We start from the raw sequence: 17,021 nt of genomic DNA on the forward strand, positions 1-17,021 counted from the left end.
TTTTTTGTGTCCGCGAAAAATGGATGGCTGGCGCCTGTCTGAACGCCAGCTGGCGGGCGTGCGGCATCGGCGGAACGCTGCATCCGGACATTCTTGTCCAGCGCCCCCGCAGCCCTTGCGGCTACTGGCGCAGTGCGTCCATACGCATGCCGGTACCGGCGTCTACGACTTCCGTCCTAGGGCGTCGAAAATGTTGCTGTGCGATAATGGCGGGATCCACGATAACGATCGTGGACTTCCTTCACGTGCCTGCCCCATGCGCTTGGGTGGGCGCCTTCCCTCGAGGAGCGCACACAGTGTCCGATCTTGATCAGGTCACGCTCAACGCCGGCGAAAAGTCGGTTGTTTTGCCCGTCATCAAACCTACGCTCGGCAACGATTGCGTCGATATCTCGAAGCTGACCAAGGAAACCGGTCTCTTCACGTACGACTCCGGCTTTACTGCCACCGCCAGCTGCAAGTCCGCCATCACCTATATCGACGGTGACAAGGGCGTGCTGCTGTATCGCGGCTATCCGATCGAGCAGCTCTCGGAAAAGTCCAGCTACGTCGAAGTGGCCTACCTGCTGATCAATGGCGAGCGTCCGAGCGCCGAGCAGTTGAAGGCCTTCACCGACGAGCTGGCTGCTGAAGCCAACGTCGATGATTCCATCAACACGCTGATCGGCAGCTTCGCCAAGGATGCCCATCCGATGGCCATCCTGACCGCCGCCATCGCGCAGCTGTCGGGTATCTACCACGCCTCGCTGGACCTGTCCGACGCCGAACAGCGCCGCCATGCGGCCGTGCGCCTGATCGCCAAGGTGCCGACCCTGTCGGCGCTGATCTACCGCCACGGCAAGGGCCTGCCGGCCAACAAGCCGGACACCTCGCTGGATTACGTCAGCCGCTTCCTGAAGCAGACCTTCGAATCGGCCGACGGCCAGTACGAACTGAACCAGGACGTGGTCAAGGCGCTGGACCTGCTGTTCATCCTGCACGCCGACCACGAGCAGAACGCCTCGACCTCGACCGTGCGTCTGGTCGGTTCGACCGGTGCCAACCCGTACGCGTCGGTCGCCGCGGGCGTCACCGCGCTGTGGGGTCCGGCCCACGGCGGTGCCAACGAAGCCGTGCTGAAGATGCTGGAAGAGATCGGTTCGGCCGACAACGTCGAGTCCGCCGTGCTCAAGGCCAAGGACAAGACCTCCGGCTTCCGCCTGATGGGCTTCGGCCACCGCGTGTACAAGAACTTCGACCCGCGCGCCAAGGTCATCGGTGAGATGACCGGCAAGGTGCTCAAGCAGCTGGGCGTGCAGGATCCGCTGCTGGACGTGGCCGTCAAGCTGGAACAGGCCGCGCTGCAGGACGACTACTTCGTCGCCCGCAAGCTCTACCCGAACGTCGATTTCTACAGCGGCATCATCTACAAGGCGCTGCAGATCCCGACCGAAATGTTCACCGTCATGTTCGCCCTGGGCCGTACCTCCGGCTGGGTGGCGCATTGGCTGGAGCAGCAGGTCGATCCGGAAATGAAGATCGGCCGTCCGCGCCAGGTCTACACCGGCAGCGACGTGCGCGACTACCAGGGCTGATCGCCCCGGTACCTCGTCTTGAAGAACGCCCCGCATTGCGGGGCGTTTTTTTTGGCTCTTCGCCCATACGCGGGACAAGCAGAAACGTCCCATGACACTTCCACGCACAGCCATCGGCGGGTTGGGCGTTGGGCCCCGATGCCCTTTCCGGCGACGGTCCTCCGGCGTCGGCCTGCGGTCGCCCCCTCCTCCTTTATTTCGCCTCGAAGGGCATGGGGCCAGCGCCCGACCCACCGGCCACCGCCCAAACGCCCGGCGTCCACCTGCGKACCGCGAGCSGAGCCCCGTAGCMGCCGGTAGGCCCCTGGGCAAAATAAAGGAGGAGGCCGCCMCGCGGCCGGGGGACATTTGCGCCAGGGTCCTACCGGCGGATACGGGGCCCTCACGCTCGCCACCAGCCCGATCGGAGACGCCAGCCCATCCCAACGGCCTGCACACCCGGCCACCCGCGTAGCGTCGTGCTCACGCTGCGACGGGCCTTGCAACAAGACCTCTCCCCAGATCGGAGAAACACCTTCTTTATTGGGTGGTGGCTTCTGTTGGTGCCGGCACCCTGTGCGCCCCCCCATGGGGTGGCTACACCGTCGTGACGATGAACGGGCAGGCGCGTTGGCGCGCGGCGCTGACCTTTTCGTACTTATTGCATGGGTCTATGGGGCTCCGCGGATCAGGCTTGTCAGATCAATCAAGCAAGTCCCGAAGGAGTCCGACCATGACGCGCTACGCGTTGATTCCCCTGTTTGCCATCGCATCCACCCTGCACGCCAGCGACGCGCTGGCCGGCTATACCGGTCCCGGCGCCACCGCCGTCGCCACGACGGTGGCGCAGGCCCGCCAGCAGCGCGACGACCACGCGGTACTGCTGCTGGGCCACCTGGTCGCCAAGGTCGGCAATGAACGTTACCGCTTCCGCGACGCCACCGGCGAGATCGACGTGGAGATCGACGACGAGGACATGCCTCACCAGGCCATTGGCGCGGCCGCCACGGTGGAACTGCTGGGGAAGGTGGACACGCACCGTTTCAAGCCCACCGATATCGAGGTGAAGCGCGTGCAAGTGCTGCCGCCGCGCTGAGCCGGAGCACGCCCGTTGCGCAAACCGCCATGCCCGACGCTTAGGCCGGCGGGCGACTGTGAGAGCGCCACTAAGATGGAAAAATGCGTGCGCACCGGGAATGAGATAGGGCGCCGTAGCGCAGGGTCGTGGGTGATGGAACATCCCACGGCGCTGCAATGCGGTCGCGCCGCATCCACGCACGCAGCGCACGACACAGGTTGACGATGACGTGGCCGTCCCTGGACGGATGCAGGGGCGCCACCCTTCACCAGCGGGTGACGGCGTGGTGGATGCACCGCGAGGAAGCGGATCCGGCGGCGCAGGCCGGCGTGGAGCAGCGCCCCGCGTTGGGTCGGCTACGCAAGGGCGTTCCGGTGCACGTGCGTGATCGGGTCGCACGCGCCGAGGGCGCAGGGACGCATAGGAATTGCTGCAATGTTCAAGTAGTGAGGGTGCGGTCGCATTACGGCCAAAATGGCGTCGTTTTTAGGACTCATTGAATGGGCAAATCACCTGCCCCTAACTAACCTGACTGGGCTGTCTCACCCCGCGTGGTGGCGGCGGTGCTTCCTGCGGAAGCGTCTTTTCGAACACTAAAAGAGAGAGAAGCCATGTCCAGTATCCTCAACAAGGCCGCGCTTGCTGCAGCGCTGACCGCCGCTTCGCTGTCGGCCAATGCCGCCGAATCCCATATCACCGTTTACACCAATGTTGACCCGTCCCTGGCGTTGATGAAGCACGATGGCACCGCATTGCCGGACTCGATCCCACTGGACCACATTCCGGGCCAGGGGCTGACTCCGCACAACGAGCGCGTGCGCATCTACACCAACGATGAAGACAAGGATGTGGAAGTGCGGCTTGGCCACGCGCCGTCACTGGTACCCAAGAGCGGCACCGGCACCGATGTTCCACTCACCGTGAGACTCAACAAGCGCGAGCTGACCGTTGCCTCACAGGACTTCCTGGCAGCGGATCTGTACGACGGTGCGCTCAGTGGCGCATCGATCATCATGGACCTGGAGATCGCCCAGACCACCCGCACCCCGATCACGGTGCAGGGCGTGTACGAAGGGATCGTCAGCGTGGTGCTGACCCAGAAGCCGTAACGGTTCACCCCTCGCGTCACTCACGCCGGCCCGGATACCGGGCCGGCGGCCTCAGGCAACGCTCCCCATGAAAGCTACCGCACCTGCCCTGACCCGGCTGGCGGTCGCGCTCGCCTTGTCGTTGGCCACCCCCCTGGTCGCGGCACGCGGCGTCCCCGTCGGTTTTGAAGACCTGGTTGCCGGCCAGACCGAGCAGCTCGATGTACGCCTGTTCGGGCGCACGGCGGGTCTGTCGCCCGTGCGGGTCACCCTGGAAAGCGTGCAACTGGAAGATCCGGCGCGCGTGCTGCAGGCACTGGACCTCTCCGACGAGGCCCAAGCTGCGTTGCTGCCCGCGCTTTCCCAGCCGCTGCCGCGCAACAGCCATCTGGCCTGCCGCTATGGCGGAGGCAGCGCGGGCTGCGGTTATCTCGAGCCACCCGAGGACCCCAACACCGTGCGTGCCCTTTACGATGAAGGCGAAGGCGCGGTGCGCCTGTTCGTTGCCCGCCAGTGGATCAGCGCCGAACCGGCCGCTGATCGCTTCCACCAGATCAGCAGCAACGCGGAGAGCGCGTTCCTGCACCAGCAGACCGTCAACTTCAGTGGCGGCCGTGGCTACCAGGCGCTCACTGCCCAAGGCGCCGGCGCGCTGGGTGTGCTGCAGCGTGGCCATATCGCGGTGGACTGGAACTTCAACAGCCAGCAGTACCGCGGCAGCCGGCGCCGCCAGGATTTCCAGTTCGACAACGCCTACTACCGCCATGACCTGGGCCAGCAGCACTACCTGCAGGCCGGGCGCATGGACCGCCGCAACCTGTCCAGCCCACAGGGCGGCACCTTCAGTTTCAGCCTGCTGCCGATGGACCGTTTTGCCGGCCTGCGCGTGGGCACCACCCAGGCCTACGTGGACACCGAGGCCGCCGTGCAGGCCCTGCCGCTGACCGTGCTGCTGGCGCGCGATGCGCGCGTGGATGCCTTCGACGGCGAGCGCCTGCTGCAGACCTTCTACCTCCAAGCGGGCATCAACCAGCTCGACACCCGCCGCTTCCCGTTCGGCAGCTACAGCGTGACCCTGCGCATCTACGAAGATGGCGTGCTGGTGCGCAGCGAAGCGGCACCGTTCGACAAGGGCGGCGACTGGACCAACAGCAGCGTGCAGTGGTTCCTGCAGGGCGGCCGCCGCAACGAGCGCCGCAGTGACCGTTTCGACGGCGAGAGGGCGGCCATGGCCGGCCTGCGCGTGCCGCTTGGACGCGCCGCCGCAGTCACTGCCGGTGCCGCCGACCTCGGCGGCGTCAGCTACGGGGAGCTGCGCGTGGACCTGCGCCACGCCTTCGCTACCCAGGATGTCCGCGCCACATTCAGTGGCCTTCAGGGCAGTGATGGCAGCACCGGCCAGCAGCATCAGGTGTCGTACCGCCGCCGCGCGTCCTGGAACCTGTACCAGCAGCGCATGCGCGGCAAGGCGTGCCAGTTCGAGGACGACGCGCGCGACCGGCTGGGCTGTGCCGATTCACTCAGTGCCTCGATGGCGCTGCCGCTCGGCGGTGGCAGCGCCTATGTGGCCTATACCCGGCGGCAGACCTGGAGCCGCGGGCGGCTGCTGGCAGGGGACGTCGACGACCCGTTGGCCGCACTGGACCCGCTGCTGCCGCCGTGGGAGCAGCGCTACAGCCGCGAGCCCAGCCTCACCCGCACCTGGCAGGCCAGCTACAGCCGCGTGCAGCGCTGGCAGGAGTTCAGCGTGTCCACCCGCATCGGTGTATGGCAGCAGCAGAGCCGCAGCAGCCTGCGCGACGGGCGGGACCGCGGCATTTTCCTCAACCTCAGCCTGACCCGCCTGCAGCGCGGCGACCGCGGCACCTCGCAGCGCCGCTACAGCCTGGACGTGCGACAGCCGCAGCATGCGCGCCCGGAGATCAACTACAGCGCCGGGCAAACCCTGCGCCAGGACGTGGAGGCGCAGTACCGCGAGGCCACCGTAGACCTGCGCGGCAACAACAGCGGCCGCTACAGTGCCGCGCTCAGCGCGCAACTGCAGAACAGCATCGGCCACACCGGCGGCACCGTGGCGCACTACCAGCAGCGCGGCCGCACCGAGATGGCCTACAGCGCCACCCACAGCTCCGGGCTGGCGCTGGGCCGGCACGGCTTCTACTGGGGCGGCGGGCTGGGGGCCGAGGCCGGCTTGGCGGTGCAGGTGGACGACACCGACGACCTGGAACTGACCGGCGTCGCCGCCGAACTGCAGGTGGGCGGCCTGCGCCGGCAACGGCTGGCACTTGGCGAGCGCCGCCTGTTGCCGCTGCCGGCCTACCAGAGCCACCGCGCCGAAGTGCAGGACGCCAGCGCGCTGAACAGCGATGCCGCCATCCGCGTGACCGGCGTGGGCGGCGCGCGCCCGGTCTTCCTGCCGCCGGGCCGGCTGATGCATCTGCCGGTGCCGATCGAGGTGACCTACACCTTCATCGGCAACGCGCGCGACATCGCCGGGCTGCCCTTGGGCGGCGCCCGCATTCTCAATGCGCCGGTGCCGGGCACCGGCAGCAACGGTGGCTTCGTGGCCGACTTCCCGCGCCGCGAACGCACCTTGTACCTGCTGCAGAAGGACCACCTGCTGCAGTGCCCGCTGCAGGTGCGTGAGCGACGCAGCGTGGTGATGCTGGTGGGCACCGTGCAGTGCGAGCCGCTGGGTGTGGCGCAGCTGCCGGCCGAGATCCAGCAGGCGCGGGTAACCCGCTTGCTGCAGGAGCACGCCCTGATGGCGGCGACGCCGCAGACGGCCTCTGCGGGAGGTACGCCATGAACCGGCACGGCGTGTGGGCCGTGATGCTGCTGATGGCGCTGTTGGGGGTGATGCCGAAGGCGTGGGGGCAGCGGCCGCCGGAGACGCATCCGGTGAGTGCGACGCAGAACATTGTGATGTCGTGGGATCGGTCTGCGATGCCGGGGGAAATCGACCTTTGGGTGCCTGAAGTTGTCCTCGGATACAGCGCGGATAAGTCTCTGAAGTATGGCCAGCTCCACCTCACGTGTGCCTCGTCAACTGATCCGAGGGTGGGCGCTTGCCCGGTCACGGGCGTTGCAACTGTCGCTACCGGTTCAGCAATGATCGAGGTACAGGCCACAGAGCGGCGCTCGGGTCTGCGTACAAACTTCTCAGTGAAAGGCTGGATCAATCGAGGCATGGAGACGCGCATATGCGGCTCCTACTGGCTCGACCCCATTCGTCCACCATGGATTGCAGCCAAAGATGACTGCGGTGGCGAATCTTCCGTTGGAACCAGAGCTGGTCTGCTGATACCGGTGGAGGAGATGTCCAGGCTTGTAGCCGGACACTGGGATGCTGAACTTATTCTTGCGTTGCATGACCAACTGGCGGGGCCGGCGGTCGCGACGTATCGCTTCACGTTTGATCTGACCATCACCGACCGCAACGCCGTCTCAATCTACTTTCCGGCCTTCCACCACGTCACCCCCCTGGTTCAGCTCAACTCCGATTACGACCCTATACAGCGGACGGTAGGCGGCCGCACCTCACTCGAGATGTGTCTCTACGACGGACTCGGCTCCCAGGCGCAGTACCTCGGCGTCACCGTGCGTGACCGCAGTGGCAAGCCGCCCGGTCCCAGTGGCTATTCGCTCTGGCATACCGATGGTGGCAGCGACGACACCCGTCGCCTGGATTACACCGTCACCCTGGACCACAACGGCGCCCCGGTGCCCATGCCCAACGGCGTGGAGCAACAGCTGCATGGCATCGATACCGCACTGCTGCGTCTGGTGTTGTTACCCGGCATGAGCCAACCGGTGTTCTGCGTGCCCACGCCGATCACCTTCGATATTCCGCGCGTCCCCATTTCCACCCAGCAGGCCGGCACCTACTTCGGCGAGCTGCAGGTGGAGCTGCGCGTCCCCACGGTCACGCCCTGACCTTCCAGGAGCTTCCATGAAAATTCCAGCCGTTGTTCTGTTGTCCCTGTCGCTGCTGCTGGCGGCACCTGCACACGCCAATCTCACCGTGCACCCGATGCGCGCGTCGGTCGATGGCAAGCGCAGTACGCAGATCCGCATCTATTCCCAGTCTACCCAGCCGCAGTACATCCAGACTTCCGTGCGACGTATCGTTGACGCCGCCGGCGAGCAGGAGCATGAGGTCGACGTCGATCCCGGCGAAGCGGCCATCGCGGTCACGCCGGGCAAGTTTGCCTTGGCTGGCGGTGGCAACCGCCTGATCCGTGTGATCCCGCTGCAGCCCGTGCAGGCCGAAACCGCCTACCGCATCTACTTCGAAGGGGTACGCGGTCCGGACGAACGCGACCAGGCCGAGGGCGAGGGCGCCCAGGCCAGCATTGGCGTGAACCTTGTATGGGGGGCGTTGGTGAACGTATTGCCCGTCGACGGCACGGTGGACATTCGCGTGCAAGGCGACCAGCTGCGCAACGCCGGCACGCTGCGCTTGGGCATCACCAGCATCGCCGACTGCGACGGCAGCCAATGCACCGCGCACGAGCTGTCGCGCAGCCTGTATCCCGGCAGCGCATTGCCGCTGCCGTTCGCCATGCAGCCGGGCCACACCGTACAGCTGCGCTACCGGCTCACGCGCGATGGCAATCGTGAGCACGTGCAGACCCTCACGCCCTGAATCCCCACACCTGCCTGCTGCGCAATGCCGGGCGGTTCCCATCTCGTTTCGTTCCCCAAGGAGTTCTCATGAACAAAATCTATCGCCGTGTCTGGTCCACCGCCCTGCAGTGCTGGGTCGTTGCCAGTGAGTTGGCTTCGGTGCGTGGAAAGCGTGCGCAGGTGTCAGGCCGAAGCGCGGCGCTGATCGCATTGCTGGGTCTGGCCCCAATGACCGCTGCGGCGGTCGAAGTCGCTGACGACGACGCTGAGTGGTGGGAACGCCAGGTGTTGAGTGCCTTCCACGCCATATCGGTGGCCCCGTCCGGCAATGCCGTGGTCATGGGCGTGATCAAGGGGTCGGTGTATGGGAATACCTCTGCTGCAAACTGGAGCTTGGTGACCGCCGAAGAAACCATGGCGCTGGGCGGTGAGGCCGGTGCGAACGGCCACGGAAGCTTTACCGCGGGGATCAAGAGCCGGGCAAACGGTGCCGGTGGTGTAACCGTGGGCAACTTTGCTGAAGGCTATGGCCAGAACAGCACGGTCGTCGGCTACTTCGCCAGCGCGACCAACGGTGGCTATGGCACCGCGGTGGGGGCTCGCGCCATCGCCAATGGGCTGGGGACGACGGCCCTTGGCAACGGCTCGAAGGCGTACACCGAAAACTCCGTCGCCGTTGGCAGCGGCTCCAAGACCCATGATGGGGCGGGCATCTCCAAAATCGCCATTGGGGGTGATGCCTATGCAGGCAGCAGCGGCTGGACAGGCGCCATTGCAGTAGGTGGCGACTCGCGCGCCGAATTCGATGGATTGGCGCTCGGCTACGAAGCCTTGGCCGTAGCGCGCGGTGCAGTGGCGCTTGGACGAGGATCGAGCGCAACTGAAGTCGACACCGTCTCCGTCGGCAATTACCTGACCAAACGCCGCATTGTGAACGTTGCAGACGGCGTGCTGAACGCATCGAGCTCTGACGCGGTGACTGGCCGGCAACTCAATGCCACCAATGAACGACTGGCGGCTGCCACGACCACTGCAAACGCGGCCCGCACCACCGCCAATACAGCAAAATCCACCGCAGATCGCGCTCTGGCTGGTGCCTCGCTGGTCACGCAGACGTCAACCAGCAGCACGATCCGTGTCGGCGGTTCCAACACTGGCACCGTGCTGGACGTGGCCAACCGGAATGGAACCAAGCGCCGCATCCAGAACATCGACAACGGCGTGTTGAGCGCCACCAGTACCGATGCGGTGACCGGGCAACAGCTGCACGCCACCAACCAGGCCGTGAGTACGGCCACCAGCACCGCTACGGCAGCCAAGACCGCTGCCGATGGGGCTGCGGCCAAGGCGACGGTGGCGGCCAACACCACGGCCACCGGCACCGCCATGACGGCGGCCAACAAAGCCACCGCCACCGGAACCGGCGCATTGGCCAGCGGCACCTCGGCCAAGGCGCAGGGGACGCACGCCACGGCGCTGGGCTTCAGCGCGCAGGCGACCGCCAACCAGGCCACGGCGGTCGGCCGCGAGGCGGTCGCCACCGGCACCTACGCCACGGCATTGGGCAACCTGGCCAAGGCAGGCGGGGGCAGTGCGCTGGCACTGGGCGATCGCAGCAGTGCCACCCATGGCAATGCGGTGGCCTTGGGCGCCGGCTCTGTCACCGCTTCGGACAATTCGGTTTCTGTGGGTAACGCCAGCGGGAAGCGCAAGATCCAGTACGTGGCGGACGGCACCATCGGCGCGGGCAGTACCGATGCGGTCACCGGCAGCCAACTGCACGCGACCAACACCCTCGTCGGCGCCGCACAGAGCACCGCCACCAGCGCGCAGACTGCAGCGGGTGCGGCCCAGCGCACGGCCGATGCCTTGACCACCCGCGCAACCGCATTGGAGGGCTTGGTCAGCCAGACAGCAGTCGCTGGCACTGTGCGTCTTGGCGCGCAGAACACGGGCACGACGCTGGATGTGCGCAACAAATCCAACGCCAACCGCAAGATCAGCGGCGTGGCCGATGCAACGCTGAGCGCCACCAGCACTGAGGCGGTGACCGGCAAGCAGCTCGCGGCTACCAACACCAGCGTGACGGCAGCACACAGCGCTGCTGCGACAGCACAGACCACCGCGACCGCTGCACAGCGAACGGCGGACGGGGTAGTGACGCGTACGACGGCACTGGAAGGCATGGTCAGCCAGGTGTCGGCGACCGGCGATCTGCGCCTGGGTGGGCAGAACACCGGTACCGTCCTGGACGTCCGCAACAGGTCGAACGCGGCACGCAAACTGAGCGGCGTGGCTGACGGCACTCTCAGTGCCGCCAGTACCGAAGCGGTTACGGGCAAGCAGCTCAATGCCACCAACACCAACGTGACCGCGGCGCAGAACACGGCGACCACGGCGCAAGCCGCAGCGACCGCCGCACAGCGAACGGCGGACGGAGTCGTAACCCGTGCGACGGCTCTGGAAGGCCTGGTCAGCCAGGTGTCAGCCAGCGGGAACCTGCGCTTGGGTGCTCAGAACACCGGCACCACGCTGGACCTGCGCAACAAGTCCAATGCAGCGCGCAAACTGAGTGGCGTGGCGGATGGCACCCTGAGTGCGACCAGTACCGACGCGGTTACAGGCAAGCAGTTGTTTGGCACCCAGCAGAAAGTGACGGCCCATGAAGGGGTACTGGCGACGCACTCCTCGCAGCTGTCCGGGCAGGATGGGCGCATCACAGACAACCGCCGCGACCTGGATGAGTTGCGCACCGAATTCGAGAACTTCGATCCCGATCTGGACGGCGTGGTGAAGTTTGCCGCGGATGGCAGCATTGATATGAATGGCGGTCGTGTACGTGGACTGGCGGCGGGAGATGCGAGCTCAGCGGCGAGCACGGACGCGGTTAATGGTGGGCAGTTGTTTGCCACCAATCATCGAGTTTCCTTGATGGAAAGCGACGGGCGGTTTGTTGCTGTGGACTTTGATGAAGAGAGCTCTTCTGCAAAAGCAGGTGAGTTCTCCGTTGCTATTGGCGATAGCGCAGAGGCAGGTGAGGAGACCAATGGTGCTACGGCGGTCGGCGCTTATGCAAGGGCAAGAGCAAGGAGCTCAGTCGCGCTGGGTCGAGCGGCGTTCGTGGACGGGGCTGCGGACAATGGATTCGCGCTTGGAACTGGCTCTACAGTTCTGAGCAAGAGTGGAACCGCACTTGGCGGTTATTCCAGAGTGGAGATTGGAGCGGAGAACTCAGTTGCGCTTGGGGGAGACTCAACGGCGACTGAAGAGAATGTTGTTTCTGTTGGAAACCTGACGAAGAAGCGGCGCATTGTGAACGTGGCCCGCGGTCGAGATGCAGAAGACACAAGCACGATTGCACAGCTTGATGAGTCTCTAGCCTTGCTTGGGGGTAATGCAGGCGTAGATGTAAATGGCAACATCATCAGTCCTACTTATAACCTGCAAGGGGGCACGCAAAAAACGGTCGCCGATGCACTAGCAGTGCTCGACGGTGCCGTGACCACCACAGGCACCCGCGTTGACAGGGTGGAGAACCAGCTCCGCTCGGCCTTCCAGGAAACCCGTTCCACCCGCACTGACGGTCTCAACCAGCTCAACCTGGCCGGCCCCAACGGCATGGTGCTCGGCAACGTGGCCAACGGTCTGATCGCACCCGGCAGCCGCGACGCGGTCAACGGCGGCCAGCTGCATGCCATGGAGCAGCGCCTGGATGGCCGCATCGATGGCCTGGAACAGCGCGTTGACACCCCGCTGCAAGGTCGCGCAATGGCGACCGCCAGTGCGCCTACGCCGCCCGTGGCTGCGGAGGAAGGCAGTGGTGCGGTATCGGGTACGCCGGAGGCCGCCTCTGACGGGGGTGCTCGCATCGCCAGTGCCGACGACGTCGGCAAGCCGGCCAAGGCGGACGCACCCGCCCATGCACCCACCCCCACGCCGCAGGTCAGCACCGCCGATCTGGAGAAGATGCTCGCCCGCGCCAACGAGTACACCGATGACGCGATCAAAGGGGTCGAACAGCGCCTGGACAAGATGGACAAGCGCTTCAACCGGCTGGCGGCGATGAACAGCGCGCAGAGCGCGATGGCCATGAATACCGCCGGCCTGGCCACCTACAACCGGCTCGGTGCTGGCGTGGGCTACAGCGATGGCGAATCGGCCATGGCCGTGGGCTACCAGCGGGTGCTCAACGAGAAGGGCTCGGCCACCTTCAGCCTCAACGGCGCGTTCACCAACAGCGGTGAGCAGAGCGTTGGCCTGGGTGTTGGCATCGGTTGGTAACGCGCAGTGCAGGGCAGGGCACCGTCGGGAGCCCTGCCCACTGTGCAATGAAAAGGGGAGCGCGATGGACACCATCGGTAACCAGATCGCCTGGCGGCTGGGCTATCTGAATATTCTTCAGGGCGTCATTGCCCGTCTGGCCAACAGCGCCGTGGCGATGAAGGCAGGCAGCGTGGCAGTGCTGATCGCGCTGCTGGCCCGCGCGGTAGGCCAGCAGGCGCCCTTCCATTGGGCGCTGTTCGTGTTGCCCGCCGTGCTGTTCATGGGCTTTCATGCGTTCTTCCTGCAGCGGGAGCGCGCCTTCGTGCAGTTGTACAACACGGCCTGCGATGCGCCCCTGGCCCAGGTGCTTTCCTACCGTGTCGATGCAGCCCGTTTGGCGGCGGTGCGCGAGCCGTTGCTGAAAGTGCTGTGCCGCCCGACCGTGTTGGCCTTTCATCTGCCGCTGGTGGCCGGCGTTGTGCTGGTCTACCAGGTGGTACGGGAGGCATCACGATGCTGCTGAAGCTGCGCGTACGCAATTTCAATGGCGCCGGGCTGAAGGTGGATGCGCCGGCCACTGCCGCGTACCAGGAGCGGTGCCATGCAACGTGGCGGGCCGTTGCCGCCTACCTGATGGACAGCAGTACCTTACTGGATGCGGAGTCTGTGCAGCAGGCCGTGGCACCCGCGTTCCAGCCCGACGTGTTCCTGTCGCATGGGCGCGGTGATCGAGAACAGGTGCTGCAGCTGGCGGTGATCCTTGAACAGCTGGGGCTGACGGTGTTCGTCGACTCGTGCCTGTGGCTAAACGCCTACACCGTGCAGCAGGAGTTGGACGAGTCACTCTCGGCGCGCGGGAACTCACCCGGCACGCATCACTTTCACTATCACCGCGTGGTACGGACGTCGGCCAGCCTGCATATGGTGTTCAATGCCGCCCTGCAGCGGCTGATCGATGGCTGCGAGCTGTTCCTGCACCTGGAGGGCGAGGCCGCAGGACTACGCACATGCGTGGAGGATGGTCGCCATGCGGGGGCACCGTGGGTGCTTTCCGAGCTGATGTTCGCTCGCCACCTGCCGCGGCGTGGCCGGCAGCGGCTCACCTTGGAGGCCCTGAAATCCGATGCAGACCAAGGCGTGGCGTTCGGTGCCCCCGAAGTGGCACATACGCTGGAATGGGACGTGCTGGAGCGCGCAATCGCCGACACCGTCGGATTCCCGACGACCTCCTACTCTCACGACCATCCGGTTTTCCTGGATCACCTTTACGGAAAGCTGCCGCTCAGCGAACAGGCGAGACGGCTGTTGGGTTGGATATGAAGCGTGGCAGCGGCAGGCGCACGTAGTCGTACGGTGGGAATGCCCGGGAGACGGATTGGGAAATCATCCTGAGCGCTCTGCACCCTGCTGAAGGCCCACACCCTCGAGTGAGCCTTCGGGGCAGGTGAGGGTTGGCGGCTGTTTTACTGCACGCCTTACACGCGTGTGGTCACGTACCCGGCGATCTCCGCCGCGGCCAACACCTCGCGAAGCTGCGCCGCCGACGCCCGCCGCATTGGCTTCTCATCAATAGCGGACAAGGGTGGCTGACGCAGTGCGTCGTACGGCAGCACCGCGATGTCGAAGGTCAGGTCTTCGGCGCTGAACACCCAGACCGGCACGTCCAGCGCGCGTTCGCGGTCCAAACGCAGGCGGCGCGTACGCGATTCGGCCGGGATGCCGTGTTCGTCGAAGTAACGTTGCACCGCATCGGCATCGTCGCTGTGCACCTGCAGCTGCACGGGGCTGTTGGCATCGGCCGTGCCCTCCAGGACTGGCCCGCACAGGCGCGGGGAAAACTCCCGCAGAAACTCCATGGCGCGCAGCGCGGCTTCGCGGCGCTGGCGCAGTTGGCTGCCGTGGTCGGCACCGGCGAACAGACGCTGGTACTCGCGCAACGCGTCTTCGATCTCCGCATTACGCGGTAGCGAGGCGTCGTCGTGGATATCCAGCCGGGCGGCGGCCTTGAGCTTGGCCTGGTGGTAGTCGCGGATCCCGCCTTCGGCCATCAGCCGGGCCGCTTCGTGGGCGAGCCGGTGGCGACGCTCGCGGGTCTGGGTGGCTGCATGCTGACGGGCTCGATGCATGACCGGAACTCCTTGGCGACCTGCACGGCAATGTACACCGGCGATGTGACAACCGGGTAGAGCCACCCCGTGGGTGGCTGTGCCTGCGATCAGGGAGTGCGTGCAGCCACCCATGGGGTGGCTCTACCTGCGATCAGGGAATGCGTGCAGCCACCCATGGGGTGGCTCTACCGGGGTGATGGCGCGGACGAAGCGCGGCCGGCGAACAAAAAAGGCCGGGCAATGCCCGGCCTGTGTTCGTTCCTGGTGCCGGCGTACCCGGCACGGGCGATCAGAAGATATCGAACGCGGCGTCGTCCGCCTGCTGCACGTGGGTATCCACGTTGAACTCTTCGATCTTGTCCATGTCCTCCACCTTGACCCATTCGGTCGCGCCGTTGAGGGTGGCCTGGACCATGCCCGAGGGCGGGTCATTCTTGGCGATCGGGGTGTCCTTCAACGCCACGCGCATGTAGTCGATCCAGATCGGCAGTGCCGCCTTGCCGCCGTATTCGCGGTAGCCCAGCGAGCGGAAGTCGTCGCGGCCCACCCACACGGTAGTGGCGTAGGGCCCGCCGAAGCCGGAGAACCAGGCATCGCGGTGATCGTTGGTGGAACCGGTCTTGCCGCCCACGTCCTCGCGACCGAGCACCTTGGCCGCCGTACCGGTACCGCGCTGGACCACGTCGCGCATCATCGACACCAGCTGATAGGCGGTACGGGCGTCGATCGCGCGCGGGGCCACCTTGGCATCCGGGTTGACCGGCTTGGGCGCCTCGATCGGCTGCTGCGGCTTGGCCGCCGCAGTGGCCGCCGGTGCCGGCGCAGCGGCCGCGCCGAAGTTGAAGCCGTCCACGACCTGGCTGACCGGGGCGCCGCCACTGGTGCCGGCGCACTCGCGGCAGGCCATGGCCGGGTTTTCCTTGAACACCAGGGTGCCGTCGCGGTCGGTGACCTGGTCGATCACCCAGGTATCCACGCGCGAACCGCCGTTGGCGAACACCGCGTAGCCCCGCGCCACCGACAGCGGGGTCAGCGACGCGGTGCCCAGCGACATGGACAGGTTCGGCGGCAGTTCGGCCTCGGCGAAGCCGAATTCGCTGATGTACTTGCGCGCGTAGTCCACGCCCATGCCATCGAGCAGGCGCACTGAGACCAGGTTGCGCGACTGCACCAGCGCTTCACGCAGGCGCATGGGGCCACGGAAGCCGCCGCCGTCGTTCTGCGGCGACCAGGTCTTGCCGCGACGGTCGCGGAACACCACCGGGGCGTCGAGCACGATCGAGGCCGGGTTGAAGCCCTTGTCGAAGGCGGCCGCGTAGATGAAGGGCTTGAAGCTGGAACCCGGCTGGCGGCGCGCCTGGGTGGCGCGGTTGAACTTGTTGCCGGAGAAGCTGAAGCCGCCGACCAGCGCCTTCAATGCGCCACTGTCGGCATCCAGCGAGACCAGTGCGGACTGGCCGCGCGGAATCTGGTCGATCAACCACTCGCCTTCCTTCTCGCCGGCGCGCACGCGGACCAGGTCGCCCCGGGTCAGCAGCTTGGCCGGGGCCTTGTTGACCCACCGGCTGGCCGCGACCGGCAGGACCAGTTCGTTGCGGTTGGCCAGCACCACCGTGGCGCTGCCATCGGCGGCAGTGGAGGCCACGATTGCCGGCAGCAGCCCGGACTGGGACGGGATACCTACCAGCTTGGCGGCCAGCGCCTTGGCGTCTGCATCGGCGGGAACGTCGAAGTGCTGTTCCACACCGTGCCAGCCGTGGCGATGGTCGTACACGCGCAGGCCATTGCCCACCGCGACGTTGGCCGCAGCCTGCAGCTCGGCGTTGATGGTGGTGGTGACGTGGTAGCCCTTGTTGACCACGTCGCCGCCGAAGCGCGCGATCATTTCCTGGCGGACCAGCTCGGCCACGTAAGGGGCTTCGACCTGCACCGGCGGCTCGTGCGCGCTGGCGTGCATCGGCACCGCCTTGGCCGCGTCTGCCTCGGCCTGGCTGATGAAGCCCAGGCTGGCCATGCGCTGCAGCACATAGAAGTCGCGGCGCTCACGGGCGCGTTCGGGGTTGCTGATCGGGTTGCCGGAGGAGGGGAACTTCGGGATGCCGGCCAGCGAGGCCATCTCATCCAGGTCCAGCTCGCCCAGCTTCTTGCCGTAGTAGAACTCGGCCGCGGCGGCGACGCCGTAGGCGCGGTTGCCGAAGAAACTCTTGTTCAGGTACAGCTCGAAGATCTCGTCCTTGCTCAGCTCGGACTCGATCTTGCGCGCCAGCAGGATCTCGGCCAGCTTGCGGGTGTAGCTGTACTC

At 66.1% G+C, this 17,021-nt stretch carries 11 protein-coding genes; 9 read left to right on the forward strand and 2 right to left on the reverse strand.

The genetic code is table 11. The features are described from left to right. Positions 1–206 precede the first annotated feature (206 nt). The 9 genes from AC1DQP_RS05275 (at position 207) to AC1DQP_RS05315 (ending at position 13,931) form a co-directional block, all read left to right on the forward strand. The gene (locus tag AC1DQP_RS05275; protein WP_478051210.1) at positions 207–1,574 is read left to right on the forward strand and encodes a citrate synthase; all 1,368 of its coding nucleotides are present in this window, start codon (positions 207–209) and stop codon (positions 1,572–1,574) included. A gap of 712 nt (positions 1,575–2,286) precedes the next feature. Then, positions 2,287–2,649, forward strand: coding sequence for a NirD/YgiW/YdeI family stress tolerance protein (locus tag AC1DQP_RS05280; protein ID WP_256776044.1), 363 nt, complete (start codon positions 2,287–2,289; stop codon positions 2,647–2,649). Between the two features lie 593 nt (positions 2,650–3,242). Further along, entirely contained in the window at positions 3,243–3,740 is a 498-nt protein-coding gene (locus AC1DQP_RS05285) for a CS1 type fimbrial major subunit (protein ID WP_256776045.1), read from the forward strand. A 67-nt stretch (positions 3,741–3,807) separates the two neighbouring features. Next, positions 3,808–6,528: a TcfC E-set like domain-containing protein gene (locus tag AC1DQP_RS05290; RefSeq protein ID WP_478051211.1), complete on the forward strand. Its 2,721-nt coding sequence runs from the start codon at positions 3,808–3,810 to the stop codon at positions 6,526–6,528. Beyond that, positions 6,525–7,655, forward strand: coding sequence for a CfaE/CblD family pilus tip adhesin (locus tag AC1DQP_RS05295; protein WP_478051212.1), 1,131 nt, complete (start codon positions 6,525–6,527; stop codon positions 7,653–7,655). Before AC1DQP_RS05290 ends, AC1DQP_RS05295 begins: the two co-directional genes overlap by 4 nt. Before the next feature lie 16 nt (positions 7,656–7,671). Next, positions 7,672–8,367 carry a pilus assembly protein gene (locus AC1DQP_RS05300; protein WP_478051213.1) on the forward strand — a complete coding sequence of 232 codons (696 nt, stop codon included), beginning with the start codon at positions 7,672–7,674 and terminating at the stop codon, positions 8,365–8,367. Positions 8,368–8,435: 68 nt separating this feature from the next. Next, the gene (locus AC1DQP_RS05305; RefSeq protein WP_478051214.1) at positions 8,436–12,629 is read left to right on the forward strand and encodes an ESPR-type extended signal peptide-containing protein; all 4,194 of its coding nucleotides are present in this window, start codon (positions 8,436–8,438) and stop codon (positions 12,627–12,629) included. Positions 12,630–12,693: 64 nt separating this feature from the next. Beyond that, complete coding sequence (locus tag AC1DQP_RS05310; protein ID WP_457319170.1) at positions 12,694–13,134, forward strand: hypothetical protein; 441 nt, start codon at positions 12,694–12,696, stop codon at positions 13,132–13,134. After that, entirely contained in the window at positions 13,125–13,931 is an 807-nt protein-coding gene (locus AC1DQP_RS05315) for a hypothetical protein (protein ID WP_457319169.1), read from the forward strand. Before AC1DQP_RS05310 ends, AC1DQP_RS05315 begins: the two co-directional genes overlap by 10 nt. Before the next feature lie 155 nt (positions 13,932–14,086). Here the strand turns inward: AC1DQP_RS05315 and AC1DQP_RS05320 are convergent, their stop codons facing one another. Together AC1DQP_RS05320 and AC1DQP_RS05325 are read right to left on the reverse strand one after the other, a co-directional pair. Continuing rightward, complete coding sequence (locus AC1DQP_RS05320; RefSeq protein WP_457319168.1) at positions 14,087–14,737, reverse strand: hypothetical protein; 651 nt, start codon at positions 14,735–14,737, stop codon at positions 14,087–14,089. Between the two features lie 271 nt (positions 14,738–15,008). Beyond that, positions 15,009–17,021: penicillin-binding protein 1A (locus tag AC1DQP_RS05325; RefSeq protein ID WP_478051215.1), on the reverse strand; the 2,013-nt coding region annotated here is incomplete at its 5' end.

The organism is Stenotrophomonas sp. P5_A8 (genome assembly GCF_056400545.1).

What these genes read in the sequence shown, in the direction of transcription:
- AC1DQP_RS05275 (WP_478051210.1), top strand. Translation starts at nt 207, where the DNA reads ATGGCGGGATCCACGATAACGATCGTGGACTTCCTTCACGTGCCTGCC.
- AC1DQP_RS05300 (WP_478051213.1), top strand. Translation starts at nt 7,672, where the DNA reads ATGAAAATTCCAGCCGTTGTTCTGTTGTCCCTGTCGCTGCTGCTGGCG.
- AC1DQP_RS05280 (WP_256776044.1), top strand. Translation starts at nt 2,287, where the DNA reads ATGACGCGCTACGCGTTGATTCCCCTGTTTGCCATCGCATCCACCCTG.
- AC1DQP_RS05315 (WP_457319169.1), top strand. Translation starts at nt 13,125, where the DNA reads ATGCTGCTGAAGCTGCGCGTACGCAATTTCAATGGCGCCGGGCTGAAG.
- AC1DQP_RS05285 (WP_256776045.1), top strand. Translation starts at nt 3,243, where the DNA reads ATGTCCAGTATCCTCAACAAGGCCGCGCTTGCTGCAGCGCTGACCGCC.
- AC1DQP_RS05290 (WP_478051211.1), top strand. Translation starts at nt 3,808, where the DNA reads ATGAAAGCTACCGCACCTGCCCTGACCCGGCTGGCGGTCGCGCTCGCC.
- AC1DQP_RS05295 (WP_478051212.1), top strand. Translation starts at nt 6,525, where the DNA reads ATGAACCGGCACGGCGTGTGGGCCGTGATGCTGCTGATGGCGCTGTTG.
- AC1DQP_RS05305 (WP_478051214.1), top strand. Translation starts at nt 8,436, where the DNA reads ATGAACAAAATCTATCGCCGTGTCTGGTCCACCGCCCTGCAGTGCTGG.
- AC1DQP_RS05310 (WP_457319170.1), top strand. Translation starts at nt 12,694, where the DNA reads ATGGACACCATCGGTAACCAGATCGCCTGGCGGCTGGGCTATCTGAAT.
- AC1DQP_RS05320 (WP_457319168.1), bottom strand. Translation starts at nt 14,737, where the DNA reads ATGCATCGAGCCCGTCAGCATGCAGCCACCCAGACCCGCGAGCGTCGC.